Origin of the sequence: Mycolicibacterium phocaicum (assembly GCF_010731115.1) — a bacterium.
GTDB lineage: Bacteria > Actinomycetota > Actinomycetes > Mycobacteriales > Mycobacteriaceae > Mycobacterium > Mycobacterium phocaicum.
Window position 1 is genome coordinate 5,580,241 of the sequence record NZ_AP022616.1, and the last position, 25,498, is coordinate 5,605,738.

Annotated in this window: 25 protein-coding genes; 16 read left to right on the forward strand and 9 right to left on the reverse strand. The window is 65.9% G+C overall.

Translation table 11 applies throughout. From position 1 onward, the window contains the following. Positions 1 to 45: 45 nt before the first annotated feature. Positions 46 to 1,122, forward strand: coding sequence for a mannose-1-phosphate guanylyltransferase ManB (manB, locus tag G6N46_RS26875; RefSeq protein ID WP_020102906.1), 1,077 nt, complete (start codon positions 46 to 48; stop codon positions 1,120 to 1,122). Here manB and G6N46_RS26880 read toward each other — a convergent pair. Genes G6N46_RS26880 through cofD form a run of 3 tightly spaced genes read right to left on the reverse strand, consistent with a single transcriptional unit; the run spans position 1,104 to position 3,984 of the window. Continuing rightward, the gene (locus tag G6N46_RS26880; RefSeq protein ID WP_073696550.1) at positions 1,104 to 1,649 is read right to left on the reverse strand and encodes an NUDIX hydrolase; all 546 of its coding nucleotides are present in this window, start codon (positions 1,647 to 1,649) and stop codon (positions 1,104 to 1,106) included. The two genes, manB and G6N46_RS26880, sit on opposite strands and share 19 nt — an antisense overlap. Beyond that, a complete protein-coding gene (locus G6N46_RS26885) occupies positions 1,646 to 2,995 on the reverse strand; it encodes a coenzyme F420-0:L-glutamate ligase (protein WP_061000744.1) in 1,350 nt (449 codons plus the stop codon). Before G6N46_RS26885 ends, G6N46_RS26880 begins: the two co-directional genes overlap by 4 nt. Beyond that, positions 2,992 to 3,984 carry a 2-phospho-L-lactate transferase gene (gene cofD / locus G6N46_RS26890; protein WP_061009600.1) on the reverse strand — a complete coding sequence of 331 codons (993 nt, stop codon included), beginning with the start codon at positions 3,982 to 3,984 and terminating at the stop codon, positions 2,992 to 2,994. The genes G6N46_RS26885 and cofD overlap by 4 nt, the downstream gene beginning before the upstream one ends. Before the next feature lie 536 nt (positions 3,985 to 4,520). Here cofD and G6N46_RS26895 point away from each other — a divergent pair. Further along, the gene (locus tag G6N46_RS26895; RefSeq protein WP_174557686.1) at positions 4,521 to 4,784 is read left to right on the forward strand and encodes a WhiB family transcriptional regulator; all 264 of its coding nucleotides are present in this window, start codon (positions 4,521 to 4,523) and stop codon (positions 4,782 to 4,784) included. 23 nt (positions 4,785 to 4,807) lie between these two features. On the opposite strand, the gene G6N46_RS26900 is transcribed toward G6N46_RS26895, so the two are convergent. Next, a complete protein-coding gene (locus G6N46_RS26900; RefSeq protein ID WP_061000795.1) occupies positions 4,808 to 5,230 on the reverse strand; it encodes a metallopeptidase family protein in 423 nt (140 codons plus the stop codon). 119 nt (positions 5,231 to 5,349) lie between these two features. On the opposite strand from G6N46_RS26900, the gene G6N46_RS26905 reads away from it, so the two are divergent. The 12 genes from G6N46_RS26905 to G6N46_RS26960 all read left to right on the forward strand — a co-directional run bounded on the left by G6N46_RS26905 (position 5,350) and on the right by G6N46_RS26960 (position 17,080). After that, positions 5,350 to 5,781, forward strand: a complete 432-nt coding sequence (locus tag G6N46_RS26905) for a DUF3499 domain-containing protein (protein WP_061000741.1) — start codon at positions 5,350 to 5,352, stop codon at positions 5,779 to 5,781. Positions 5,782 to 5,899: 118 nt separating this feature from the next. Next, positions 5,900 to 7,279, forward strand: coding sequence for a phosphomannomutase/phosphoglucomutase (locus tag G6N46_RS26910; protein ID WP_138250079.1), 1,380 nt, complete (start codon positions 5,900 to 5,902; stop codon positions 7,277 to 7,279). Then, positions 7,276 to 8,367: a hypothetical protein gene (locus G6N46_RS26915; RefSeq protein WP_061000736.1), complete on the forward strand. Its 1,092-nt coding sequence runs from the start codon at positions 7,276 to 7,278 to the stop codon at positions 8,365 to 8,367. Before G6N46_RS26910 ends, G6N46_RS26915 begins: the two co-directional genes overlap by 4 nt. Before the next feature lie 5 nt (positions 8,368 to 8,372). Further along, a complete protein-coding gene (gene manA / locus G6N46_RS26920; RefSeq protein ID WP_138250078.1) occupies positions 8,373 to 9,599 on the forward strand; it encodes a mannose-6-phosphate isomerase, class I in 1,227 nt (408 codons plus the stop codon). 23 nt (positions 9,600 to 9,622) lie between these two features. Next, positions 9,623 to 10,534 (forward strand): cation diffusion facilitator family transporter, encoded by a 912-nt coding sequence (locus tag G6N46_RS26925; RefSeq protein WP_061000732.1) that lies wholly within the window; start codon positions 9,623 to 9,625, stop codon positions 10,532 to 10,534. A gap of 144 nt (positions 10,535 to 10,678) precedes the next feature. Next, entirely contained in the window at positions 10,679 to 11,905 is a 1,227-nt protein-coding gene (locus tag G6N46_RS26930; RefSeq protein ID WP_064858205.1) for an alkane 1-monooxygenase, read from the forward strand. A gap of 2 nt (positions 11,906 to 11,907) precedes the next feature. Further along, on the forward strand, positions 11,908 to 12,081 hold the full coding sequence (locus G6N46_RS26935) for a rubredoxin (RefSeq protein ID WP_082761797.1): 174 nt from the start codon (positions 11,908 to 11,910) through the stop codon (positions 12,079 to 12,081). Further along, a complete protein-coding gene (locus tag G6N46_RS26940) occupies positions 12,078 to 12,263 on the forward strand; it encodes a rubredoxin (protein WP_061004460.1) in 186 nt (61 codons plus the stop codon). The genes G6N46_RS26935 and G6N46_RS26940 overlap by 4 nt, the downstream gene beginning before the upstream one ends. Next, on the forward strand, positions 12,260 to 12,880 hold the full coding sequence (alkX, locus tag G6N46_RS26945) for a TetR family transcriptional regulator AlkX (RefSeq protein ID WP_138250077.1): 621 nt from the start codon (positions 12,260 to 12,262) through the stop codon (positions 12,878 to 12,880). The genes G6N46_RS26940 and alkX overlap by 4 nt, the downstream gene beginning before the upstream one ends. Before the next feature lie 99 nt (positions 12,881 to 12,979). Further along, positions 12,980 to 14,440: an adenosylhomocysteinase gene (gene ahcY, locus G6N46_RS26950; protein ID WP_138250076.1), complete on the forward strand. Its 1,461-nt coding sequence runs from the start codon at positions 12,980 to 12,982 to the stop codon at positions 14,438 to 14,440. A gap of 256 nt (positions 14,441 to 14,696) precedes the next feature. Continuing rightward, entirely contained in the window at positions 14,697 to 15,218 is a 522-nt protein-coding gene (locus G6N46_RS26955; protein WP_138250075.1) for a hypothetical protein, read from the forward strand. 17 nt (positions 15,219 to 15,235) lie between these two features. Continuing rightward, a complete protein-coding gene (locus G6N46_RS26960) occupies positions 15,236 to 17,080 on the forward strand; it encodes a CocE/NonD family hydrolase (protein ID WP_138250074.1) in 1,845 nt (614 codons plus the stop codon). A 10-nt stretch (positions 17,081 to 17,090) separates the two neighbouring features. On the opposite strand, the gene G6N46_RS26965 is transcribed toward G6N46_RS26960, so the two are convergent. Continuing rightward, the gene (locus tag G6N46_RS26965; protein ID WP_064858202.1) at positions 17,091 to 17,390 is read right to left on the reverse strand and encodes a hypothetical protein; all 300 of its coding nucleotides are present in this window, start codon (positions 17,388 to 17,390) and stop codon (positions 17,091 to 17,093) included. A 366-nt stretch (positions 17,391 to 17,756) separates the two neighbouring features. Here G6N46_RS26965 and G6N46_RS26970 point away from each other — a divergent pair, with 366 nt between their 5' ends. After that, complete coding sequence (locus tag G6N46_RS26970; RefSeq protein ID WP_138250073.1) at positions 17,757 to 19,649, forward strand: HNH endonuclease signature motif containing protein; 1,893 nt, start codon at positions 17,757 to 17,759, stop codon at positions 19,647 to 19,649. A gap of 94 nt (positions 19,650 to 19,743) precedes the next feature. After that, positions 19,744 to 20,175: a hypothetical protein gene (locus G6N46_RS26975; RefSeq protein ID WP_138250072.1), complete on the forward strand. Its 432-nt coding sequence runs from the start codon at positions 19,744 to 19,746 to the stop codon at positions 20,173 to 20,175. A 3-nt stretch (positions 20,176 to 20,178) separates the two neighbouring features. Here G6N46_RS26975 and G6N46_RS26980 read toward each other — a convergent pair whose 3' ends face one another. From G6N46_RS26980 to G6N46_RS28395, 4 genes are all read right to left on the reverse strand, one after another. Further along, entirely contained in the window at positions 20,179 to 20,487 is a 309-nt protein-coding gene (locus G6N46_RS26980) for a YrhB domain-containing protein (protein WP_138250071.1), read from the reverse strand. Positions 20,488 to 20,579: 92 nt separating this feature from the next. Further along, positions 20,580 to 20,843, reverse strand: a complete 264-nt coding sequence (locus G6N46_RS26985) for a hypothetical protein (protein WP_138250070.1) — start codon at positions 20,841 to 20,843, stop codon at positions 20,580 to 20,582. A 110-nt stretch (positions 20,844 to 20,953) separates the two neighbouring features. After that, entirely contained in the window at positions 20,954 to 21,706 is a 753-nt protein-coding gene (locus G6N46_RS26990; protein ID WP_138250069.1) for a hypothetical protein, read from the reverse strand. Positions 21,707 to 21,791: 85 nt separating this feature from the next. Beyond that, positions 21,792 to 25,487, reverse strand: a complete 3,696-nt coding sequence (locus tag G6N46_RS28395; protein WP_174814095.1) for a putative adhesin — start codon at positions 25,485 to 25,487, stop codon at positions 21,792 to 21,794. Between the last annotated feature and the right edge of the window lie 11 nt (positions 25,488 to 25,498).

Below are 25,498 nucleotides of genomic sequence, written 5' to 3' on the forward strand. Positions count from 1 at the left end.
CGGCGATGACCTCGAGGCTTGAAAGGACGCGAGTTGAGTGACGCGGTGAATCCGGTTGACGTCGACGCGGTCATCCTGGTGGGTGGGCAGGGCACCCGGCTGCGCCCGCTGACCCTCTCGGCGCCCAAGCCGATGCTGCCGACGGCGGGAGTGCCGTTCCTGTCCCACCTGCTCGCCCGGATCGCGGCCGCGGGTATCCGCCATGTGGTGCTGGGTACCTCGTACAAGGCCGAGGTCTTCGAGGCGGAATTCGGCGACGGCTCCAAGCTGGGCCTGGAGATCGAGTACGTGGTCGAGGAGGAGGCCCGGGGCACCGGTGGCGGTATCGCCAACGTGGCGCCCAAGCTGCGCCACCCGACCGCCATGGTGTTCAACGGTGACGTGCTCTCCGGGCTGGATCTCGGTGCGATGGTCGCCAGCCACCGCGAGCGGCAGGCCGACGTCACGCTGCACCTCGTGCGGGTGAGCGACCCGCGCGCGTTCGGTTGTGTGCCAACCGATTCCGAGGGCGTGGTGACGGCGTTCCTGGAGAAGACGCAGGACCCGCCGACCGATCAGATCAACGCGGGCTGCTATCTGTTCCAGCGTGCGGTGATCGATGAGATCCCCACCGGCCGTGAGGTATCGGTCGAACGCGAGGTGTTCCCGAAGCTGTTGTCCGACGGTTTCAAGGTGTGCGGTTACGTCGACGCCAGCTACTGGCGTGACATGGGCACGCCCGACGACTTCGTCCGTGGCTCAGCGGATCTGGTGCGCGGTATCGCACCGTCGCCGGTACTCGACGGGCACCGCGGCGAGAGCCTGGTGCACGAGGGTGCCGCGGTGGCGCCCGGTGCGCTGCTGATCGGCGGGACAGTGGTGGGCCGCGGCGCGGAGATCGGCGCCGGCGCCCGGCTGGACGGTGCGGTGATCTTCGACGGCGTCAAGATCGAGGCCGGGTCGGTGATCGAGCGGTCCATCGTCGGGTTCGGCGCCCGGATCGGCCCGCGGGCGCTGATCCGTGACGGCGTCATCGGCGACGGCGCCAACATCGGCGCCCGCTGCGAGCTGCTGCGCGGTGCGCGGGTGTGGCCGGGGGTCACCATCCCCGACGGCGGTATTCGCTACTCCACGGACGTCTGAGCGGCCCGCGCGAGCCGCTGCAGACCCGGGTCCGGGTCCGGCAGCGCGTCCAGCGGCCACCACTGCAGATCCAGTGACTCATCGCTGCAGTGAATTTCGGCGTCCTGCGGCGCGACAGCCAGATATTGCACGTCGAGATGCCGCGTCGGGACGCCCAGCGAGCACGTCAGCGCGTGGACGTGCAACGCCGCGGGCAACTCGGCGATCTGCAGTCCGGTGATGCCGGATTCCTCGGTCGCCTCGCGTAGTGCCGCGGCGCGGATGTCGGTGTCGACGTCCTCGCAGTGCCCACCCAGCTGCACCCAGCGGCCCAACCGCGGGTGCAGGGTGAGCAACGCCTTGGTCCGGGTGTGGTCGAGTACGAGCGCCGACGCGGTGATGTGGCCGGGTACGCAGGCGCGCCGGCAGGCGTCGGGGCGGGCCGCGACGAACGCCGCGACGGCGTGCCGGAGGGTGTCCTGATCGGCGTCGGGCGCCGGCCAGTCGTGCAGCGCGGTCAACACCGAATCGTGCAGCGAGTCGCTCATCGCCGGATCAGCAGTTCGTCGGTCGGCACCGGCGGCCGTGGCCGACGGGGCTCATCGCTCTCCGGGAAGTGGCCGATGGCGATGGCGCCCAACGGTTCCCAGTCGGCCGGCAGCTCGAGCTCGGCGCGCACGATGTCGCCGGCGAAGATCGTCGACCCGATCCAGCAGCTGCCGACGTCGCGCGCCGCCAGGGCCACCAGGAGTCCCTGCACGGCCGCGCCAACCGCGACGGTGAACATGGTGTGCTCGGCTTCGGTACGGGCCGCGTCCGGATAGCTGTGTGCGCCATCGGGGACCAGGAACGGGATGACGAATTCCGGTGCGTCGTACAGAATCTGGCCGCGGCCCACACGCCGGTCGACGGAGTCGGCGGGCCGCCCATCGGCGGTCAGGTCGGTGCGCCACTTGTCTTTCATGCGGTCCAGCAAGCGGATTCGGGTGTCGTGGTCCTGCACCCAGACGAACCGGACCGGGCGGGTGTGGTGCGGTGCGGGCGCGGTGAGCGCCTCGGCCACGGAGTCCTCGATGAGTTCCGGTGCCACGGGCTCGGCGCTGAAGGTGCGCACCGAACGGCGCATCAACTGCGCCTGCCTGCGGCCCAGTGCCAGTGCTTCCTCGGTGCCCAGCCAGAACAGATCGTCCTGCCCGGCGCGCACCAGGGTCCGGCCGTTCGAGCCGTCGTCGCGCGGTGACAGGCCCCGCACCACGGCGACCGGGATGCCGGTCAGCTTGCCCTTGACCAGGTCGGCGGCGGCCGCGATCTCGTCGGCGACGGCCACCTCGGTCACCAGCAGCTCGTTGCCGTGGGTGTCCTGGACGCCGGAATACCCGTGCAGCACGGCCAGTCCGGCGGCGCCGATGGCGGCATCGATCTGCCCGTTGCGCCAGGCCCGGCCCATGGTGTCGGTGATGACGACGGCGACGGTCACGCCGAGCCGCTCGGCCAGGCCGGCCCGCAGCCGCGCCGCGCTGCCGTCGGGGTCGACCGGCAGGAGCGCCAATTCGGTTGTACTGACGTTGGATCCGTCGACGCCGGCCGCCGCCTGGACCAGCCCGATGGCGTTCTCGGTGATCAGGGTGCGGCCCTTGCGGGCCAACACGCGCACGGCCTCGTCGTCGATCAGCCTGCGCCGCAGGGCGTCCCGTTCGTCGGGGTCGGTCGGCGCGGCGACGATCCGGCCCTCGGACTTCGACAGCACCTTGCTGGTGACCACCAGCACGTCGTCGTCGCGCAACCAGGGGGCGGCGGCGGCGATGGCGGCGGCCACGTCGTCGCCGGGGCGGAATTCGGGAAGTCCGGGAACCGGAAGGATTTCGACGGCGGCCGCGGCGCCATGCTCGGTCACAGCTGAATTCCGGCCAGTTCGAGTCCGGCGCGGACCATCTCTGCCGTGGCCGCCGGATCGGTCATCAGCAGCGGCACGGCCTTGACGTTGACGCCGTCGATCTCGGCGTGGTCACCCTCGTCGATGAGCCAGCCGTCGAGGATGCCGGTCGCGCTGCGGGCGCCGTAGTGCGTGCCCACGGCCTCGGAGGTGCTGTCGATGCCGATCACCTTGAGGCAGTCATCGGCCATCCCGCGCAACGGCTTTCCGGCGACGATGGGGGAATAGCCGATCACCTGTGCCGGGGTGGACCGCAGCGCGCTGCGCAGGCCGGGCACCGCCAGGATCGCGCCGATGCTGACGACCGGGTTCGAGGGCGCCACCAGCACGACGTCGGCGCCGGCGATGGCATCGGCGACTCCCGGTGCGGCCTTTGCCTTCTCGGTGCCGATGAACGCGAAGCTGTGGGTGGGGATTTGGGCGCGGTAGCGCACCCACCATTCCTGGAAGTGGATGGCGCGCTGATCGCCCGATTCGGGATCGGTTACCACCACGTGGGTTTCGCTGCGTTCGTCACTGGCGGGCAGCAGCCGGGCGCCGGGCTGCCAGCGGTCACACAACGCCTCGGTCACCTGGGACAGCGGGTAGCCGGCCCGCAGCATCTGGCTGCGCACCAGGTGCGTGGCCAGGTCGCGGTCGCCGAGTCCGAACCAGTCCGGTTGCACGCCGTACGCCGCGAGCTCTTCCTTGGCATGCCAGGTCTCGTCGCGGTGTCCCCAGCCGCGTTCGGGGTCGATGCCGCCGCCGAGGGTGTACATGCAGGTGTCGAGGTCGGGGCAGATGCGGACGCCGAACATCCAGGCGTCGTCACCGACGTTGACGATCGCGGTGAGCTCGTGCGGCGAGGGGTCCGCACCGGGTTCGGCGAATTGACCCAACCCCAGCAGTTTCTGGACGCCGAGCAGAAACCGAGCGCCGCCGACGCCACCGACCAGAACCGTCACCTTCACGTCGACTCACCCTAGGCGATGACGCGCGGGCGGAATGACGCGCCCGGACGGCAATTTGGCGCGCAGCAAACTTAAAACCTCAGTATTCACTTGAGTAACAGCCGCATCAGTTATCGCCATTTCCAACTACGTTGTGCGGCAGCGTGTTATTGGTCACTATCGCGACACGCCGCGGTAACGACGCGCCGTAATCAGGTCACAAGATGGTAGGAAATGCGCTTCATCCGCTTGACCGTGGCAGCTAACCCGTGTGTAATCACAACAGTGTCATTCCCGGTTTGTTTACCGGTTCCGGTGCGGCAGACCGAGATTCGACCGTTTGTTCGAATATTGTTCGCCACTCACGGCACGCAGGGCAAGTAGTTGGACTCCGTTTTGAGAACTACGTAAAGCAGGGGAGGAGGCGGCAAATGTCTTACGAACACGCAGATTTCGATCACGTGGTGCAATTCGACGGGCGGATGCTCGGCTCTGTTGGGACCGCACCGCACACGAACACCGGACCCGTTCAGCACGTCGTCGCCGGACGGCCGCAGCTGAGTCTGGTGCCCGATCACATCGACAACGAACCCGAGCTCACGGAAGACCAGTGGCAGGAGCGTGCCCTGTGCGCGCAAACCGACCCCGAGGCATTCTTCCCTGAGAAGGGTGGCTCGACCCGTGAAGCCAAGCGCATCTGCCAGGGCTGCGAGGTGCGCGACGCGTGCCTCGAGTACGCCTTGGCGCACGACGAGCGCTTCGGCATCTGGGGCGGTCTGTCGGAGCGCGAGCGCCGGCGGATCAAGCGCGGCGTCATCTGACACACCGCGGGTAGATCGACCGACTAGTCGTCAAGGATGGTCGGGTCGATCACCGACGGTTCAACGCCGAGATAAGTGGCTACCTGCGCCACGAGAATTTCGTGCAGAAGGTCGGCGAGGTCAACGGAGTCCTTCGCCCGCCGTTCAATGGGCTTGCGGAACAAGACGATTCGCGCCCGTGTCGAATTACCCCGAACGTCCACGCCGGCCGGGATGAGCCGCGCCAGCGCCACCGGCCCGTCGGCGATCACCTCGGGCGGCCACTGGATGGCATCGGGATCCTTGGGGGAGATCCGCGGAATCTCGTCGACGGCGACGTCGAGTCCGGACACCCGATTGCGCCACCGTCGCTCGATGGGTTCGTAGGCCTCGAGGACCGCCATGTCGAATCGCTCGGCGCGACTGCGCCATCCGGGAACGGTCGGGGGGAGTAGCGGGCCGCGCATGCCGCGACGGCGGCGCACACGCGAGTGGGCCATCGGCCGATAGTAACGGTTGGAGATCGACGTGCCCGCGACGCGCGTGTCCGGCAGTGGGCGCGTCGGCGGCGCGATAATCTCGCCGAGTGAATGTTCCCCGTCGCTGCTGCCGGCCAGGTTGCCCGCACTACGCCGTGGCGACGCTGACGTTTGTCTACTCGGATTCCACGGCAGTCGTAGGTCCGTTGGCCACCGCGTCGGAGCCGCATTCGTGGGACCTGTGTGTGTCGCACGCCAGTCGCATCACCGCGCCCCGCGGGTGGGAGTTGGTCCGCCACGCCGGTCCGCTGCCCACGCCCTCTGAGGACGACGACCTCGTCGCGCTCGCCGATGCGGTGCGCGAGGGGCGCGACGCGCCGTCCCGCGGTGGCATCCCAACAGGTTTCACCGATCCGCTGCCCGGCAGCCACGCCGGCACACCCGGCGGCACCGTCATGGCCCCGCCCGCACCGCGCACGCAGCACAACGGGCGGCGCCGCGGCCATCTCCGGGTGTTGCCGGATCCGCCTGAGAGTTAGCGACACAAGTCCTACCGAACCCCACCGACCGTCCGCGGGCAGATGGGTCAGCCGATAGGCTGACTGTCACAGACCCTCGGTAATGCAGTGGTCTGCGAACGATGAGATCGGGAGGGCTATGTCTCGGCCTGCTGCCTCTGTACAGCGCGTCATCAAGGCATATGACGTGCGTGGGCTGGTCGGCGAGGAGATCGACGAGTCGTTCGTCGCCGATGTCGGCGGCGCATTTGCCCGGTTGATGCGCGCCGAGGGCGCCACCCGGGTGGCTGTCGGCTACGACATGCGGCCCAGCTCACCGTCATTGGCCACGGCGTTCGCCGCTGGGGTCACCGCGCAGGGTCTGGACGTGGTCCGGATCGGGCTGGCGTCGACCGATCAGCTCTACTTCGCCTCGGGTCTCCTCGACTGCCCTGGCGCCATGTTCACGGCCAGCCACAACCCGGCCGCCTACAACGGCATCAAGTTGTGCCGGGCGGGCGCGAAGCCCGTCGGCAAGGAGACCGGTCTGACCGACATCAGCAATGAGGTCATCGACGGCGTGCCCGGTCACGACGGTGCGGCCGGCACGGTCGAGGAGCGCGACGTGCTCGCCGAGTACGGCACCTTCCTGCGTTCGCTGGTCGATGTGTCGGCGCTGCGTCCGCTGCGGGTCTCGGTCGACGCCGGCAACGGCATGGGCGGGCACACGACGCCGGCCGTGCTGGGCACCGTCGGGTCGATCACCTTGCTGCCGTTGTACTTCGAGCTCGACGGCACGTTCCCCAACCACGAGGCCAACCCGCTGGACCCGGCCAACCTGGTGGACCTGCAGAAGCATGTCGTCGAGAACGGCGCCGATATCGGCCTGGCGTTCGACGGCGACGCCGACCGCTGCTTCGTCGTCGACGAGAAGGGCGACCCCGTGTCGCCGTCGGCGGTGACGGCGCTCGTCGCCGATCGTGAGCTGGCCCGTGAGTCCGGCGCGACCGTCATCCACAACCTGATCACCTCGCGCGCGGTGCCCGAGCTGATCGAGGAGCGCGGCGGCACGGCCGTGCGCTCCCGCGTCGGCCACTCGTACATCAAGGCGCTGATGGCCGAGACCAACGCGATCTTCGGTGGTGAGCATTCGGCGCATTACTACTTCCGCGATTTCTGGGGCGCCGACTCGGGCATGCTCGCCGCGCTGCACGTGCTGGCCGCGCTCGGGGAACAGGACCGTCCGCTGTCCGAACTGATGGCCAAGTACCAGCGGTACGAGGCGTCCGGCGAGATCAACTTCACCGTCGCCGACGCGCCGGCGTGCGTGCAGGCGGTCCTCGCGTCGTACGGCAGTGACATCGCCTCGACCGACGAACTCGACGGTGTCACCGTCGACCTCGGCGACGGGCGCTGGTTCAACCTGCGCAGCTCCAACACCGAACCGCTGTTGCGGCTCAACGTCGAATCCCGCACCCGCGTGGAAGTCGACCAGATCGTCGAACACATTGCGGCGCAGATCAGGGCGTCTGCGCCATGAGTGCCGCCCCGGCGACCCTGGACCTCGACGATGTCGAGGGTCTGATCGCGGCCGACCGCGACGGCCTGCTGCGGGCCGCGTCGATGGCCGGTGCACAGACCCGCGCGGTCGCCGCGGCGCTCACTGAAGGCGAACTCGACGAACTGCGCTCGGATCAACGTCCGCGGACCGTCACCTGGGTGTGCGGGCGTGGGATGTCGGGAGCTCCCGGCGCGGCGGGGACCGTGCTGGCCGCGGCACTGGGCGCGACGTCGGCGATCCCGCTCGTCGTCACCCCGGATGTGCCGCCGTGGATCGGCGCGCTGGACGTCGTGGTTGTGGCCGGGGACGATGCGGCCGACCCGGCTCTGGTGACCGCGGTTGCGACCGGGGTGCGGCGCGGCGCGCGCGTGATCGTGGTGGCGCCCAACGACGGCCCGCTGCGCGATGCGGCCGCCGGGCGCGCGGTGGTGCTGCCGCCGCGGTTGGGGGTGCCCGACGACTTCGGCCTCACCCGCTACCTGGCCGCGGGACTCGCGACGATGATGGTGGTCGACCCGGCATTGCGCATCGACCTGGAGGCCCTGGCCGACGAGTTGGACGCCGAGGCCCTGCGCAACAGTGCGGCCCGCGAGATTTTCACCAACCCGGCCAAGAACCTGGCCGAGCGGATGTCCGGCCGGCAGGTGGTGCTTGCCGGTGAGGGCGCGGCGATGCTGGCGTTGGTCCGCCATGCCGCGACGGTGCTGCTGCGGGTGGCCCATCAGCTCGTGACCGCGACCGGCGGCTCCGACGCCCTGGTGGCATTGCACGGTGGGCTCGGCCGCGAGACGGTCGAAATGTCTTACGAGGACTCGCTTTTCCACGATCCCGAGATCGACGGGCCGGTACCGGCGCGGGTCCGCACCGTGGTCCTGTGTGCCGACGAGGAACGTCCCGGCGTGATCGCCCGGATGGACGCGCTCGGTGGGGACGTCGACGTGCTCAGCGCCGACGACGTGCCCGACGCGGGGCTGCAGGTGCCGGGAAGTCGCTTGGAACAACAGATCGCGATGCTGGCGGTCCGGCTGGAGATGACGGCCGTTTACCTGAAACTGGTTCGAGGTTAGACATAGTGCATCTGCTACGAGGCGCGGTCAGGAACTACGCCTGGGGGTCGCGTACCGCCTTGGCCGATTTCGCCGGAAGGCCAAGTCCCTCAGCGCATCCCGAGGCTGAGCTGTGGTTGGGTGCGAACCCCGGGGACCCGGCGCGGCTGGAGACGGCCGACGGCGAGGTGTCGCTGCTCGACGTCATCCGGGCCGATCCCGCGGGCGAACTGGGGCCCGAGGTCGTGGCCCGGTTCGGTGATTCGTTGCCGTTCCTGGCGAAGGTGCTGGCCGCCGACGAGCCGCTGTCGCTGCAGGCCCATCCCAGTGCCGAGCAGGCTGCCGAAGGCTTCAATCGTGAAGAGCGCCAAGGCATTGCCCTCAACGCGCGCAACCGCAACTACCGGGACCGCAGCCACAAGCCCGAGTTGATCGTGGCCCTCGGCCCGTTCGAGGCGCTCGCCGGGTTCCGGCCGGTGGCCCGCACCGTCGAGTTGATGCGGGCGCTGGCGGTGTCCGACCTCGATCCGTACATCAACCTGCTGGCCGGCCAGTCGGACGCGGCCGGGCTGCGGGCCGTCTTCACCACCTGGATCACCCTGCCGCAGCCCGATCTCGACGTCCTGGTGCCGGCCGTTCTCGACGGTGCGGTGAACTACATCCGTTCGGGGGCAACAGAATTCGCACCCGAGGCCAAGACGGTGCTCGAGCTCGGCGAGCGGTACCCGGGTGATGCCGGCGTGCTGGCCGCCATGCTGCTCAACCGCATCAGCCTGGTCGAGGGGGAGGGCATCTACCTGCCCGCCGGCAATCTGCACGCCTACCTGCACGGCATGGGGTTCGAGGTCATGGCCAACTCCGACAACGTGTTACGCGGTGGTCTGACGCCCAAGCACGTGGATGTGCCGGAGCTTCTCCGGGTACTCGACTTCACCCCGACGGACGGCCGGCCCATCCATCCGCGGCCGGCCGATGACGGCGTCGAAGAGGTTTTCGACACGCCCGCACCGGAATTCGCGGTGACGATCCTGCGGATCGACGATGACCGGGTGGGCAGCGCGGTCGAGGTGCCCCAACGGCACGCCGGCCCGCAGATTCTGCTGGGCACGCATGGTCGGGTGCGGGTGCATTCCGCGGGCGGCGAACTGACCCTGAACAAGGGCGCCGCCGCCTGGATTGCTGCCGGGGAGGGTCCCGTGCGGTTGGTGGCTGAAGAACCGTCGACGGTGTTCCGGGCGACGGTCGGGATCTAGAAAAACCTACGAAAGGGCAGGTCATGTCGGCCTCGGGGAGTGCGCGCGCGATCATCGCGGCGCTGTTGGCCAATGCCGGGATCGCGGCGGCGAAATTCGTCGGCTTCCTGATCACGGGCAGTTCGTCGATGCTCGCAGAATCGGTGCACTCGCTGGCGGACACGTCCAACCAGGGGCTGCTGCTGTGGGGGCAACGGCAGGCGCGTAAGGACGCCGACCATCTGCACCCGTTCGGCTACGGCCGCAGTCGCTACTTCTACTCGTTCGTGGTGGCGCTGGTGCTGTTCAGCCTCGGCGCGATGTTCGCGCTGTACGAGGGCTACCACAAGATCACCCACCCGGAGCCGCTGTCGTCGCCCGTCGTCGCCGTCGCCATCCTCGTCGTGGCGATCGGGCTGGAGGGCTACAGCTTCTACACCGCGGTGAAGGAATCGCGTCCGCTCAAGGGCGCCGGCAGCTGGTGGCGATTCATCCGGACCTCGCGCAACCCGGAGCTGCCGGTGGTGCTGCTGGAGGACAGCGGTGCGCTGATCGGTCTGGTGCTGGCCCTGGGCGGTGTGGGCCTGTCGATGTTGACGGGCGACCCGGTGTGGGACGGCATCGGCACCGCGGCCATCGGTGTGTTGCTCGGCATCATCGCGGTGGTGCTGATGGTCGAGATGAAGAGCCTGCTGATCGGTGAGGGCGCGACGGTCGACGAGACCGGCGCCATCCGCAACGCGCTGGAGCAGACGCCGCACATCGACCGTGTCATCCACCTCCGGACCCAGTACCTCGGGCCGGAAGAGATGCTCGTCGGGGTGAAGATCGCGCTGGCGCCCAACACCGATCTGGCGACCGTCGCCGCAACGATCGACGCCGCCGAGGTGACGATCCGGGCCGCGGTGCCGAACGCCCGCATCATCTACATCGAGCCCGACCTCTATCGCGGCTGAGGCCGCCAGAACCCGCAGTCACCTGCGGCGGTGACGGCTACCACAAGTCGTTTTACAAAATCGCCTCCATTGTCTAGACCGGCGACAAAATGCGGTCTATAGTCAAGATCACAAGTTGTCGGCCCAACCAATGGAGGTGGACCCGTGTCAGTCGAGGTATCCGACGTCAACGTTGAGCAATGGCGCGATCGCAAGCGTCACCTGTGGCTCATGGGCCTGATCGCGCCCACCGCGCTGTTCGTGATGCTCCCGCTGATCTGGGCACTGAACCAGGCCGGCTGGCATGCGCTCGCGCAGGTGCCGCTGTGGATCGGTCCCGGCCTGCTCTACGTGCTGCTGCCGATCCTCGACCTGAAGTTCGGGCCCGACGGGGAGAACCCGCCCGACGAGATGATGGAGCAGCTGGCGAACGACAAGTACTACCGCTACTGCACCTACGTCTACATCCCGTTCCAGTACGCCAGCGTCATCCTCGGCGCGTACCTGTTCACCGCCAAGGACCTGAGCTGGCTCGGCTTCGACGGCGGGCTGGCCTGGTGGGCCAAGCTCGGTGTCGCGTTGTCGGTCGGTGTGCTGGGCGGCGTCGGCATCAACACGGCCCACGAGATGGGACACAAGAAGGAGAACCTGGAGCGCTGGCTGGCCAAGATCACCCTGGCGCAGACGTTCTACGGCCACTTCTACATCGAGCACAACCGCGGTCACCACGTCCGCGTCGCGACCCCGGAGGACCCGGCGTCGGCGCGCTTCGGTGAGAACTTCTGGGAGTTCCTGCCGCGTACGGTGTGGGGCGCGCTGAAGTCGTCGGTCGAGCTGGAGGCCCAGCGCATCCGTCGTCTCGGCCGCAGCCCGTGGGACCCGCGCACCTACCTCAAGAACGACGTCCTCAACGCGTGGCTCATGTCGCTGGTGTTCTTCGGCATCCTGATCGCGGTGTTCGGCCCGGCACTCATCCCGTTCGTCCTGATCCAGGGCATCTACGGATTCAGCCTGCTGGAGTCGGTCAACTACCTGGAGCACTACGGCCTGCTGCGGCAGAAGACCGAGAGCGGTCGCTACGAGCGCTGCGCGCCCGTGCACAGCTGGAACTCCGACCACATCGTCACCAACCTGTTCCTGTACCACCTGCAGCGGCACAGTGACCACCACGCCAACCCGACGCGGCGCTACCAGACGTTGCGCAGCATCGACGGCGCACCGAACCTGCCCAGTGGCTACGCGACGCTGATCGGGCTCACCTACATCCCGCCGCTGTGGCGCCGGATGATGGACCACCGCGTCATCGAGCACTACGACGGCGACATCACCAAGGTCAACGTCCACCCGCGGGTGCGCGACAAGGTGATGGCCAAGTACGGGGCGGTGGCCTGAGCATGAGTGCCTACGCTTGCCCCGGCTGTGGTTATGTCTATGACGAGGCCAAAGGCGCTCCGCGTGAAGGATTCCCGGCGGGCACGGCGTGGGACGATGTCCCCGACGACTGGTGCTGCCCGGACTGCGCGGTCCGCGAGAAGGTCGATTTCGAATCGGTAGGAGTGAGTTCATGAGCGAGCCGTTCAAGAAGTTCGTCTGCCTGCAGTGCGGCTTCGAGTACGACGAGGAGAAGGGCTGGCCGGAGGACGGCATCGCCCCGGGCACCCGCTGGGCCGACATCCCCGAGGACTGGAGCTGCCCGGACTGCGGCGCCGCCAAGGCCGACTTCGAAATGGTGGAGGTCGTGGCGTCGTGACCGCCGCGGCCGCGCCGAGGGTGCCGTACGCCGAGGCCTCCCGGGTCCTGCTGCGGCACTCGATCCTGGACGGCATGCGAGAGCTGTTGCTGGCCAAGGACTGGTCGTCGATCACGCTGTCCGACGTCGCGCGTGCGGCCGGCATCAGCCGCCAGACCATCTACAACGAGTTCGGCTCGCGCCAGGGCCTGGCCGAGGGGTACGCGATGCGCCTCGCCGACCGCCTGGTCGACGCCGTCGAGCACGCCATCTACGCCAATGTCGGTGACATCGAGTCCGCGTTCCTGCAGGGCTTCCGGATGTTCTTCACCGAATCGGCGTCCGATCCGCTCGTCATCTCGTTGCTCACCGGCGTCGCCAAACCTGATCTGTTGCAGATCATCACCACCGACAGCGCGCCGATCATCTCGCACTGCTCGCAGCGTCTCACCGAGGCGTTCCGCGGCAGCTGGGTACAGATTTCGGACGACGACGCCGGCGTGCTGGCGCGCGCGATCGTCCGGCTGGCGATCAGTTACGTGTCAATGCCGCCGGAAGCGGACCATGATGTGGCCGCTGACCTGGCCCGGCTCATGACGCCGTTCGCCGACCGTTACGGTAGTGGGGAAGCCCCGTAGCCGTCAGCGCGCCATTCGAGCAGGATTCCTGGCGCCTGTCCCGCGAGCCCGCAGGCCATGGGGTCACTCCAGTGGAACGAATGAATGGGGCTCTAATCCATGACGGAATTGAAGGCAGACGTCCGTAACGGCATCGACTACAAGGTCGCCGATTTGTCCGAGGCCGAGTTCGGCCGCAAGGAGATTCGCCTCGCGGAGCACGAGATGCCCGGTCTGATGGCGCTGCGGCGCGAGTACCACGACGTGCAGCCGCTCAAGGGTGCGCGCATCTCCGGCTCGCTGCACATGACGGTGCAGACCGCGGTGCTTATCGAGACGCTGACCGCTCTGGGCGCCGAGGTGCGCTGGGCGTCCTGCAACATCTTCTCCACCCAGGACCACGCGGCCGCGGCCGTCGTCGTCGGCCCGCACGGCACCGTCGAGGAGCCCCAGGGCACCCCGGTCTTCGCCTGGAAGGGCGAGACGCTGGAGGAGTACTGGTGGGCCGCGGAGCAGATGCTGACCTGGCCGGGTGAACCGGCGAACATGATCCTGGACGACGGCGGCGACGCCACCATGCTGGTGCTGCGCGGCGCCCAGTGGGAGAAGGCGGGCGTCGTGCCCCCGGCCGAGGAAGACGACTCGGCCGAGTGGAAGGTCTTCCTGGAGCTGGTGCGCAACGGCTTCGAGAACGACAAGACCAAGTGGACCAAGATCGCCGAGTCGGTCAAGGGTGTCACCGAGGAGACCACCACCGGCGTGCTGCGGCTGTACCAGTTCGCCGCCGCGGGTGAGCTGGCATTCCCGGCCATCAACGTCAACGACTCGGTCACCAAGAGCAAGTTCGACAACAAGTACGGCACCCGCCACTCGCTGATCGACGGCATCAACCGCGGCACCGATGTGCTGATCGGTGGCAAGAAGGTGCTGATCTGCGGCTACGGTGACGTCGGCAAGGGCTGTGCCGAGTCGATGGCCGGCCAGGGCGCGCGTGTCGCGGTCACCGAGATCGACCCGATCAACGCGCTGCAGGCGCTGATGGACGGCTTCGACGTCGTCACCGTCGAGCAGGGCATCGCCGACGCCGACATCGTCATCACCGCGACCGGCAACTACGACATCATCCTGCTCGAGCACATGAAGGCCATGAAGAACCAGGCCATCCTGGGCAACATCGGCCACTTCGACAACGAGATCGACATGGCGGCCCTCGAGAAGTCGGGCGCCACCAAGCTGAATATCAAGCCGCAGGTCGACCTGTGGACCTTCGGTGACACCGGCAAGTCGATCATCGTGCTGTCCGAGGGCCGTCTGCTCAACCTGGGCAACGCCACCGGCCACCCGTCGTTCGTGATGTCGAACTCGTTCTCCAACCAGGTCATCGCCCAGATCGAGCTGTGGACCAAGAACGACGAGTACGACAACGAGGTCTACCGCCTGGCCAAGCACCTCGACGAGAAGGTCGCGCGCATCCACGTCGAGGCTCTCGGCGGCACGCTGACCAAGCTCACCAAGGATCAGGCCGAGTACATCGGCGTCGACGTCGACGGCCCGTACAAGCCGGAGCACTACCGCTACTGAGTCTGTTTGCGCTGTTCGCGCGAGCACACGCGAAAACCCTCAATTCCCACGGGAATTGGGGGTTTTTGCGGGTTTCGGGCCCGGCACATCTCGCTGAATTAGCTGGCCGCCGGCAGATTCACCGCCCACATATTGCATGGCGCGACAATATTGTGTTCGGCGCCACATTCGGATGTTTGCTGAAGATCTGCTGGCGAGCGGATGTCGGCGTTAGAATTTCCGCACACCAGGGCACCCTCGTGAAGGGACGTCGGCAATGCGGAAGAACCGATGGGGAACACACCTCGCGTTGCTGGCTGTGGTCGGCGTCACGCTGACCGGCTGCGACGGGGTCAATCTCGGCAGCCTCGACATCTTCGGCTCCGCCTCGCCTGCGGTGAAGGGTCCACCGATACCGCCGGAGATGGTCCGGCATGACGTACAGCAATTGGTCTGGCAGTTCCCGCAGTTGCGCAAACCCGACGAGGCGGTGTGGGTCACCTGGAACAACAGTGGCGATCCCAGCCTGGCCGGCAAGGTGAACTGGATCGACGCGGTGGTGAAGCTGCCCCCTGCGGAGACCGCTCGACTGCTGGCGGAATACCACCCGGCCGATACCGACCGGCAACCGACGGTGCAGAAGATTCTGCAGTCGGAACTGCCCGGCGGCCCGTACCTGTCTGGGCCCGAACTCGACAACCACTTCTCCGGTCCGGCGATGTCCACACAGGCGTTCCTCGACCGCGACGCGAACGTCCTGGTGCTGACGACGAAGTCGGGCGGACCGGCGCCGTCGTAACCGTCTAGCGTGGTGGCGTGCGCGCTCTGATCCGTGTGACGGCGTTCGTGGTGGTGCTGGTTGTGCTGGCTGCCTGTGGCGCGGACCGTCCGCCTGCTTCGCCATTCCCTGCTGCGACGGGTCGGGGCTCGTGCGCCGTCGATACCGAACGCGACGTCGGTGCCACCATGCGCGACGGCGTCGTGCTGCGCGCCGATGTCTACCGTCCCCGGACCTCTGAATCTGTCCCGGTGCTGCTCATGCGCACGCAGTACGGTAAGTCCGGGGCCCAGACCTCGCCGGAGCGCTACGAGCCGCCGGACTGGTTCGCCTCGCACTGCTATCTCGTTGTGGTGCAAGATGTCCGGGGCCAGGGGAGCTCCGGCGGGGTGTTCAGCGAGTTCACCAACGATATGGCCGACGGCTATGACACCGTCGAATGGGCCGCCGGGCTGCCCGGCGCAAACGGCAAGGTGGCCATGTACGGATCGTCGTATGTCGGTGCGACGCAATGGCTTGCAGCGGTGACGGCGCCGCCGCATCTGGTGACGATCGCGCCGGCCAACACCGCGTCGGACTACTACGACGGCTGGACCTATGAGGGCGGCGAGTTCCGGCTGGCGTTCGTGCAGCCGTGGGCCATCGAGTCGATTGCGCTCGGGGCCGCCCAGAACCGTCGGGACGCAGAGGCGGAGCGGCTGTTGCGGGACGCCGGGGCCGACCCGACCCGATGGCTCAATTTCCGCCCGCAACAGGACCTTCCACCGATGCAGCCGCACAATCCGGCGGTGGCGCCGTGGTACTTCGACTGGGTTCGGCACAACACCCGCGACGGCTTCTGGCAGCAGGTCAGCATTCGCGACCGGTACCCGGCGGTGCGAATCCCGGTGCTGCACTTCGAGGGCTGGTACGACGCGTTCCTGGCCGGCGGTGTGGAGAACTTCGCCGGGATGGTGGCCCACGGCGCCAACGACTTTGCGCGCACGAACCAGCGTCTGGTGATCGGGCCGTGGGACCACGTCGCGTGGGGGCGCGCTGATTCCGAGCCGGCGCCGATGCTCAAGGACATCGGAGCGGTGGGCAACAGTCCGATCAACGAGCTGATGCTGGCCTGGTTCGATCACTTCCTGAAGGGCGTCGACAACGGTGTGGCAGGCAAGCCACGTGTCGACTACTTCACCATGGGCGCCAATACGTGGAAGACGGGAGTGAATTGGCCACTGCCGCAGACGCAGTGGGTCAACTACTACCTCTCCGGTGCCGGGGGCATCGCGGACCGCGACGGCAAGCTGTTGCCGGTGCTGCCAGGCCCGCAGCCGCCCGACACCTACACCTACGATCCGCTGAATCCGGCGCCGAGCCTGGGTGGGCACTCTTGTTGTGGCGCCAAGTCCGGTCCGCAAGGGCCGTACGACCAGACGCCGGTCGAACAACGATCCGACGTACTGGTGTACACCGGCGACCCGGTGGCCCATGACACCGAGATCACCGGGGCGGCCACCGTCACCCTGTGGGCCCAATCCTCTGCTGTGGACACCGATTTCACTGCCAAGCTGGTGGTGGTCAAGCCCGATGGAACTGCCATCAATCTGAACAACGGGATTCTCCGGGCGTCTTTCCGGGACTCGCTGTCGGCGCCTACGCCGATCGTCCCCGGGCAGCCGTACCAATACCGCATCCAAATCTGGCCCACCAGTTACCAACTCAGCCCCGGTGACCGGGTGCGGGTGGAGATATCCAGCAGCGACTACCCGCAGTTCGCGCCGAATCCCAACACCGGTGCGCCATTTGGGCGGGATGCGGCGACCGTCGTTGCGACGCAGACGATCCTGCATGACGCTGCGCATCCGTCGTCGATCACGTTGCCGGTGATCGCGAACTGAGTGCCGGGCGCTAGCGGCTGCAATCCAGCGACACGGTGATGGTCCGTCGGACCACGACGCGGATGACCTGATCGCGGTTGCCGGGGCCGTCCACCCGAATGAGCCTGGTCTGCTCCTGTGGGTTGCGGACGCTGGTCACCACGCACTGATCCAGCGGTGCGCTGCCGACCCGGTCGACGTTCACGTGGAATCCCTCGGCCTCCAGTTGGCCGATCGTGACGATCGCCGACTCAGCGGCCGCCGGCGCGGCGGGGGCCAGGATGGCACCAGTTGCGGTGAGAGCTATGAGAGTTATTAGTGCAGTACGCATCTCAGGGTCCTTCCGGTCCTATGCCCGATGACACGTAGGAGCGATGGAAAACGTTCGATGGTGTCCTGAAGGGGTTATCGATGTTTTCGGCGTTTTCGTGACATCTGCCGAACCTTTCGGTCAAGGCTCGGTCGCGATCGACCACTGTTGCTTCAGTTGGTCACCGCTTCGCGCCGGTCATCTCCGAGCGAGCACCGCCAGCGCCAGGCGCGAGTTCTCTTCAGTGGGGACCGTCGTTCGCCGTGGCCGCACCATCGCGCGATACGGCTTCCAACCGGGGCCCTGATTTATCCACAGATCCGCATTCATCCACAACGGACGCCTGCCGGGAAGCTTAAGTCAGTAGCTCGGAGTACTATCGAAAATATGTTCGAACACGTGGGAATCGGGGTCGGCGGTGTGCTGGTCCACGATGTCGGCGTGGTCGACTTGATGATCCATTTTGCGCGGGTGTCGAACGTCGCCGAGTGCGGGAAATTCCGCGCTATCGCTGATCTGGCGATGTTGCGTATCGATGACCAGGATGGCCGGCAGTGGTGGGCCTGTGATGGCTGGGATGCCGCGGTCGCCGAAGTCGGCGCCGCACTCGGCATCGGGAAGCGCGAAGCCTCGGGGCAGTTGTCGATCGCCGTGGCGTTGCGGTTCCGGCTGCCGCGCGTGGCGGCGGTGTTTGCCGATGGTGGGGTGTCGGCACGAACGGTCGGCGCGATCTGCTGGCGCACCCGGCTGGTGGAGGACCCCAACACTCTGGCCGTCATCGACGCCGCGCTCGCGGGAGCACTGTGCGAGTGGGCGGGGTTGTCTCGCAAGAAGATCGAGAAGAAGATCGACGGCTGGGTGCAGAAGTTCGATCCCGCCGCGGTGTTGAAGGTGCGCTCGGCGGCGCGCCGCCGCGGCGTCGGGGTGGGCAAACCGGACGATGAGACTGGGGTGGCGTCGATCTGGGGTGCCCTACTCGCGACTGATGCCGAGTTGTTGGATCGGGTGCTGACCGAGATGGCGCGGCAGGTGTGTGAGAACGATCCGCGTACGTTCGGGCAGCGCCGCGCTGATGCCCTGGGGGTGCTGGCTGCGCGCGGGGACCGGTTGGCCTGCCAATGTGGTGACCCGGATTGCCCGGCGGCCGGGCCCGATGCCCGGGCGACGGCGGTGATGATTCATGTACTCACCGATGGCCTGCCCGTGCCGGTGGCTGACCCGCTGCTGCACGGGGATCCGGCCGCGCCTGCGACTCCGGCATCGACCCGGTCAGCGTCTGAGCCGGTGTTCACGCCCGAGCCTGTGCCCGCGTCTGAGCCGGCCTTCCCACCCGCACCCGAGCCCGCGTCGAATGCCACGCCAGAGCCGGGTCCGGTCGCCACGCCCGCGCATACTCCGGCGCCGGCGACGGATTCGCAGCCCGCCGAAGCCCCGGCCACTGCTGCGGCCGCTCCGGCCAGCGACCCTGCGCCCACGCCGGCAGCTCCCGCGGCGCCCGTTCCCGCTTCCGTCCCCGCCGCTGCGAAGCCTCCGGCGCCGGTGCGTACCCCGGTTGGTTATGTCCTCGGCGGGGGTGTGGTGCCTCCGGCGGTGTTGGCGGATCTGGTGGCGCGCGGCGCGAAAGTCCGCACCGTCGCTTCCGCCGCTGATTTGGATGAGGTGCCGCGGTATCGGCCGTCGGCTGCGATGGATGAGTTCGTGCGGATGCGGGCGATGACGTGCATGTTCCCCGGCTGCGACCAGCCCGCCACCAACTGCGATGTGGACCACACGGTTCCCTGGCCGGCCGGGCCGACTCATCCAGGGAACCTGAGCCCGAAATGCCGCAAACACCACCTGTTGAAAACGTTCTATGGCGGGCCGGATGGCTGGCGGGACCGTCAACAACCCGACGGCAGCATCGTGTGGACCGCACCGACGGGCCACACCTACATCAGCGTGCCTGAGAGTCGAATCTTGTTCCCCCGCAAGGTCACCGACACGCCGCTGCCGAATCCACCACCAGATGCCACCGACCTGGACACCGCCGCAACGGCCCCCGGCCGGGACATCATGATGCCCCTCCGCCGCCGCACCCGCGCCCAGAACCAGGCCCAGCAGATCACCTACGAGCGTGCCCTCAACCAAGCCGACATCGACGCTCAAGAGGCCGCGCAAGAAGCCTTCGACCGCCAACGCAAAGAACGCCAAGAACGAGAAGCCCGCCGGGCCGAAGAACAGCAGTCGCACGAGACGACCGAGCACCGGCCTGTAGACAGCGATATCCCACCGCCGCTCTGAGCGACACGTGAATACTCCTGAAAGAGCAAGACTTTCAGGGGTATTCGAGAGTGCCACCTGGCGCAACATCGCTACCGGAAGTGAGAATGGGTAGGTGGAGAGCACTTTGCTTTTGTCGGCGTGGGCGGCGAAGGTTGGGATGTTGCTACCCGCCTCTGGCCCGCAGGTCGCACACGGTTGGTCGAACTTGGAGATCGGGTACGAGGTCCGAGACGGTGACAATGGCTATCTCGTAGTCAAAACCGATCGCGGAACCATCTCGACGTGGGGGCGCTTTGACGCTCTCGTTGACGCGGACAAGTTTCTTCTCATGTGTCTTGGGAGCATTTGGCGTGCCGACCACAACGTGGGTGATGTGTTTCCAGTCGGCGCCGCAGACGGTTGGACGGCTAGTCCAGAAATTGACGGCTGGTCCGTGGTTGTCTCAGAGCGGCGGGCTGTGTTCGCGGACCAGTTCCACGCTGACCGCTACACCCACCTGATGGGCATGAACCTTGCCGAAGTCGCAGCCCTCATGGCCAGCTGATTGTCACGCGCCTGAACCAGTCCGGTCGGCGCGAATGCGCTTCATTTGCACCGCCGCCGGTAGTGCGCTGGAAAGCTGGAATGGGGCCGAGCCGTCCTTCGGAACAACTATCGGCCCGTTGCCTGCGAGCGCGGCATTCTCGTCGCCATCTTCAACGAACGCACGACTCTGATATCCCTGCACCCACCAAGATTCGTAGTCGACAGGCTCGCCGACCAGTACAGGCGGCACGCTTCCATTGGGTGTTTGTTTGACGAGAATCGCTTCCACGATACTTTTTGCTTGCTCGGCGCTGATACCGAGTTCAGTCATGCGTTGTCTGCCTGATCACTTCAGTGGACGAGTTTCTGGTCGGCGCGGCTGGCGCCGCGCCGATAGTTGGGTCCTCAGAATGGCCGTGTGGGCTATACGGGAGTGCCACGGTTGCTTCCTGGTTTTTGTATTAGGAGTTGATCATGTTCATGATTTCGACACGCGTCGATGAATTTGAGCGCAGCACTTTGATCGGTCAAGAAGCGTTGGTATTGACTTGAATCAAGTTCGTAGTATTCCTCGTAGTCGACGATTCCGTTGCTGACAGGTATCGATGCGTAGTACTTTCCCGAGGTTGTTTCGACGCCGAGCGAATACCTGTGTTCTTTGGAAAAGTATGTGTCCGCGAAGTTCATGGTTTTCCTTTTCGGTCTGGGCTGTGGCGCCTTGAAATCGCACTAATTATATTTGATCTACGCTGGTGTTTCCTGAGCGTTGGCCGTGATCGGTGTCGAGTTCCGGCGAGTCACATGACATCGCGACCGAGGACGATCCAATCGTCCGCGTCGTTGACCACTTGAACTCCCGGCACGTTTGGGTTTTCTCGGACCATGTTCACGAGAGCCTCCCACGTTATTCCCCCGTACCGTATTCCCGGGCGAGACCGGGTGGTGAACGTTCGAATCCAGCCTTCGCGGCCGCCAACGTTTGAAGTGAGCATGGTTGGCTGTCCTCCGGGCGAGTAGCCGTCGGCCAAGTGGAGGTACAGCTCACGGCTGCGCAGCTGGGTCAGTACAGGGTCGTACCAGGTTTCCGAGTCAGTCTGGACGGCTTGTGAGATCGCTCGTTCCAGCTCAATTGACACAGCAGCTCCAGCGGCTTGAGAAGCGTTCTCTGATGCCTGTGGTGCGATGAACATGCCGCGCAACTGATCGCGCGAGAACGCAACAAGGTCGTTTTTGAGGTTGACGATGACTAGCCAGTCGGCGTCAACCAAGTCGGTTGCGATACTGAACAGCTCCGGGCATCGCGCACCTACGAAAGACCGGGGTAGGTCTGGATGCTTCTTCGAGGTAAATGCGCGCATGGCGTAGCTACCATCGTTCAGCTTTCGGACTGGAGTCGAGGTCATCTCTCGGCCATCGATCGTCTTCTTGTCTGCCTGGTAATAAAGCTCGACTCCGATTAGCTTCTGGAAGAGCTCGAAGCGTGCGTCCCCTGTGTTATCTCGCGCTGCGGTGGAAACAAGAAGTTCGATAGCTGAGCGGTCGTCGGTCATGTTGTGCCCTGTTTGTTGCTGAGAGTTGATTGTTTGCGGGACGTATAGGCGCGATCGATTGGTTTACCTCGGATCTCCATGTCGACTACCAGTCGTCGTTATCGATTAGAGGTGGGTCGTACCGGTGAATGGTGTCTTTTGTGACGTCGTTGTAGATCCTGTCAACGTCGTACACCGCGTCTTCCCAGCGGCCAAGACACGCGGCATAGTCGACAATCCCCATACCTGGGCGAAGTAGATCATTCAACTGCGTTGGTCGGTCGACGGTATACGGATTTCCCTTGATGTCGAGGTCGTCGGGCGGTAGAAGCGTGTAGTTGGGCATCTTGTCCCCAGCTTCGAAGGTGCGGGAATATACCCGTGAGAAATCGCCGCCGGTTTCGATCAGATTACCGAGGTCCTCACTGATTTTTGCGCCATGCTCGGCGAAGACTCTGACTGTCGTTCCTGGTGGCACAGTTAGGTGTCCGTCCAGTTCGCTGTAGATACCGTGCCCGCTGATTTTCGTCCGGCCATCTGGAGCGACATGTTCTGCTGTCGGCCCCTCTCGGGTGTTCTCATGGTCACCGCTTCGTTGATACGGCTCATGGTGAGCGTCGTAAGGCGCACTTCGATGCTGCGTGGCGGTCGGTTGATCGGATTGCGGTCGATGGTGTCCATCAGCGTTTACATCCGAAACGTTGTACCGGTCGGGACCAAGTTTGCCTCCGTCAATAACAGCTTCCGAGGCGCCGTCGGGCAGCTTTCCGCCGGGGATCCACTGATCGTTGGCTCCGGCTTCGTTGCCTGAGGGGACGCGGAGGTTGGCGTCACCGGGTTGCGGGATGTCGATGCGAGCCAGCTTGTGGGAGTCCAAGAATCCTTCCGGCAGGCCCAATTCGCGCTCCATTGCACGTGGGTCGCCACCGGTTCGGGCGAGCATGGCGTCGGCCTCGGACTTCGGCATTACAAATGACGTGCCGTCCCGCTGCGCGATCCCGTACTTCTCAAGATTGCTGTGAGGCATGAAGCGCGTTGCGCCGTCTTTGAATTGATCGAGGTGGTGCGCGATGTACTCAGGTGAAAGGTATTCAGACGGATCGGGCCTGCTGCCTTTTTCTGTGGCCAGGATTTCGGCGCGTTTCTCGGGGCTGAGTCCGCTCGCGTCCCGGACGTCATGCTCGTTCCTGGGCTCCACGTTATGTGAACCAGCGTTTGGCGACGTCGTATCCGCGTGATGTTCTGGTGAGCGCGTGCGCCCAGCTCCTGCTTCGCGCGGCTGTTCGCGTGCAGCAGGTGGTTCGTGATGCGTCGTAGACGTTGGCCCGCGGTCGACAGGCCGTTGTGTCTGAGCTTCTCCAGGTGTCCAATTTCGTTCATGTGCCGTCGAATTAGCTTGCGTCGCAGCAGGTTTTACTGGTGGGCTGGGATTCGTATCTCGGGCTGGGCCGGCGACGCCTGACCGGTCTTGTGGACGTTCGGTTGTTGTGCTTGCGCTATTCGTGGTTGCGCGGTTCTGCGGTGCGCTGTCAGGTTTTTCTGTCGGCGTATGGCTTCCGGCGGGGCTGTGGCTTGGTCCATGGCTCGGCGTTGGACCGTGGAGTCCCGCCCCCATCGCGTTGGCAAGCCCGGACGAGGCTGTGCCGGAGTCGTGGCGCTCAGCAGGGTTGTTGTCCGGCAAACTTGAGTGCTCCCGCGAGTGATCAACGGGCTGCCCGTTGCGGTCGTGCGCCGAGTCGGTCGGGCGTGGTTCGTGGGTGGGCTGATGCTCAGTGGGAGAGTGGCTTTCGCTCCGGCCGCCATGTTCGGTGGCGTTCGGGCGATGGTCGGCATTGGGAGTGTGGTCACCGGTCTGTCGGCCATCTTGGGTTCCGCGATCGGCGCCGTGCCCCGCATCGTTGGTCGCGTGCCCACCGGTGTCGCGTGCCGAAGGGGTGTCGTGCGCAGACGGAGCGCGTCCTTCGTCGGCACCGTTTGGGCGAGTTGATGATTCGGGCGAGTGCTGGCCTCCGGCAGACGGCGAATCTCCCGACGGTGTGTGGTTTGTGGCCGGCGGCTCGGTCGACCGTGGACCGTCTGCCGATCGCGGACCATCACCCGACCCCAGGGAGTCTCCAGAGTGCGCAGGCCCATTGGACGACGAGTTGGTCGGTGCGTCGTGTTGGCGTGGACCGGAATCTGTAGGCCCCGTTGGTCGCTCGGAATGGCCACCACCTCCGTCACCCTTGACCGGAGTGTGGTCGGGCCCTGGTGGATCATGGGATCCACCGTCGAACCCCCGCGGGCCGGAAGGCGGATCGGAAACCGTGGGAACCCTTGGCGCGTCCGGAGATCCGGGCATCGCACCGGGTTTGAATTCCGGTACTTCGGGCATCTTGGAGCCCAGGCCGCCGAGACCGCCGACGTGATCGAGCTCATTGAGTTTGGTTGTCTTTCCAGACAAGTCGGACAACTTGTCACCGAGCTTGACCAGATTCTCCGAATCCAACGCGCGCCCCACGCGACTTGCAACCTTGCCCGCCATGCCCGCCTTCGATGCTGCGCTGCTCGGATTGAGCATCGATGCGATGTTGAACCCGGCCTCGCCGATGCCGCGGCCCGGATGATCGCCGGTGATCGCGTCGTACGCGATGAACTGCTTGCCCATTTCCAACAGCGTGCCGGGGATTTTCGACGGGTCTTCGGCGAGCGCAGTCGCGAGATCGGCCATGCCTTTCCACGTATCGGGGTCGGCCATCGCCACGACACCTGAAACGGTCCCGATGACACCGTTGACCACACCGACAGCGAGATCAATTCGGAAGATGGCGTAGTCGGCGATGGCTCCGCCGACTTCCTCACCGAGCAAGGAGACCAGGGTCGGTTTGAGCCACTTCTCGAGGCGGTCTGCCCATTCACTGAGCTTGCCTTTGATGAAGTCGAGAACACTAGTGAGGGCCTTGACTTGCCGCTGAAAGTTGTTCAGCAGGGTCGAGGCATCGCGGGCGACCTCCTCCAGGACCTTCTTGCCCTTCCCTGTGAGGAGGTCTTTGAGCGTGTTGAACGATGTCAACCTGTCAAGTATGCGGCGGATGCCGTCTTGGGCTTGTTGCACGCCGGCAGCGAATTCGTCGATCTTTGTCGCGATGGTCGAGCTGTCTTGGACCAATTGCTTCATGGTGCCGTCCAGGGTGTCAAATCCCGACGAGATGGCGGCGGCCTCAGGAATCTTCTGCGCAGCGATAAGTGTGCGGGCCGGGCCCAGTAAGTTCTGCAGCGCGTTCAATCCAGTGTTGATGTTGTGCCATTGCGCGGCTGTGACTTTCATCAGGCCGGAGTCGCCGGTCGGCCAGGCCATAGCGACGCCCAGGGCCGTTCCTACCCCTGAAACCATGAGTAGCGGCTCTACCAGAAACCATTTCGGCGGGGGTGGCACCAAGCCCATGTTCATGTGTACGTCGAGATGCGCGTCGGTCGTGCTGGGTACGTCACCCGGTGTGCCACTGGGGCCTGGACCGCCGACCGTCGACGCCTGGTCGGCATGGAGGTAGTTGTATCCGGAGACCTGGACCATGAATCCGATGTTCTTGAACGCGGTGGCGCCTTTGGCCAACGTTGTCGCGAACGTCTCGGCCTGCTGCTCGTAACTCAGGCCGAACGCCAGGCCGGTCCCATCGATTCCGGAGGCCAGACCGCTGCTGAAAGCGGCGCTCAATGCGCCTGACAGGGCGGACAACTGCTCGCCGACTGACTTGATCATCGCTCCCGCGGAGATCAACGCCTGCGGCTCTACCTCAATTCGCACGGAGACCTCGACGGGCACCGAGGCGTGGT

Coding starts and splice junctions, on each gene's coding strand:
- G6N46_RS26990 (WP_138250069.1), bottom strand. CDS start 21,706: ATGACCGACGACCGCTCAGCTATCGAACTTCTTGTTTCCACCGCAGCG.
- G6N46_RS26980 (WP_138250071.1), bottom strand. CDS start 20,487: ATGACTGAACTCGGTATCAGCGCCGAGCAAGCAAAAAGTATCGTGGAA.
- G6N46_RS26910 (WP_138250079.1), top strand. CDS start 5,900: ATGTCTCGGCCTGCTGCCTCTGTACAGCGCGTCATCAAGGCATATGAC.
- G6N46_RS26880 (WP_073696550.1), bottom strand. CDS start 1,649: ATGAGCGACTCGCTGCACGATTCGGTGTTGACCGCGCTGCACGACTGG.
- G6N46_RS26935 (WP_082761797.1), top strand. CDS start 11,908: ATGAGTGCCTACGCTTGCCCCGGCTGTGGTTATGTCTATGACGAGGCC.
- G6N46_RS26955 (WP_138250075.1), top strand. CDS start 14,697: ATGCGGAAGAACCGATGGGGAACACACCTCGCGTTGCTGGCTGTGGTC.
- G6N46_RS26900 (WP_061000795.1), bottom strand. CDS start 5,230: ATGCGCGGCCCGCTACTCCCCCCGACCGTTCCCGGATGGCGCAGTCGC.
- G6N46_RS26925 (WP_061000732.1), top strand. CDS start 9,623: ATGTCGGCCTCGGGGAGTGCGCGCGCGATCATCGCGGCGCTGTTGGCC.
- G6N46_RS26985 (WP_138250070.1), bottom strand. CDS start 20,843: ATGAACTTCGCGGACACATACTTTTCCAAAGAACACAGGTATTCGCTC.
- G6N46_RS26940 (WP_061004460.1), top strand. CDS start 12,078: ATGAGCGAGCCGTTCAAGAAGTTCGTCTGCCTGCAGTGCGGCTTCGAG.
- G6N46_RS26915 (WP_061000736.1), top strand. CDS start 7,276: ATGAGTGCCGCCCCGGCGACCCTGGACCTCGACGATGTCGAGGGTCTG.
- G6N46_RS26965 (WP_064858202.1), bottom strand. CDS start 17,390: ATGCGTACTGCACTAATAACTCTCATAGCTCTCACCGCAACTGGTGCC.
- ahcY (WP_138250076.1), top strand. CDS start 12,980: ATGACGGAATTGAAGGCAGACGTCCGTAACGGCATCGACTACAAGGTC.
- G6N46_RS26970 (WP_138250073.1), top strand. CDS start 17,757: ATGTTCGAACACGTGGGAATCGGGGTCGGCGGTGTGCTGGTCCACGAT.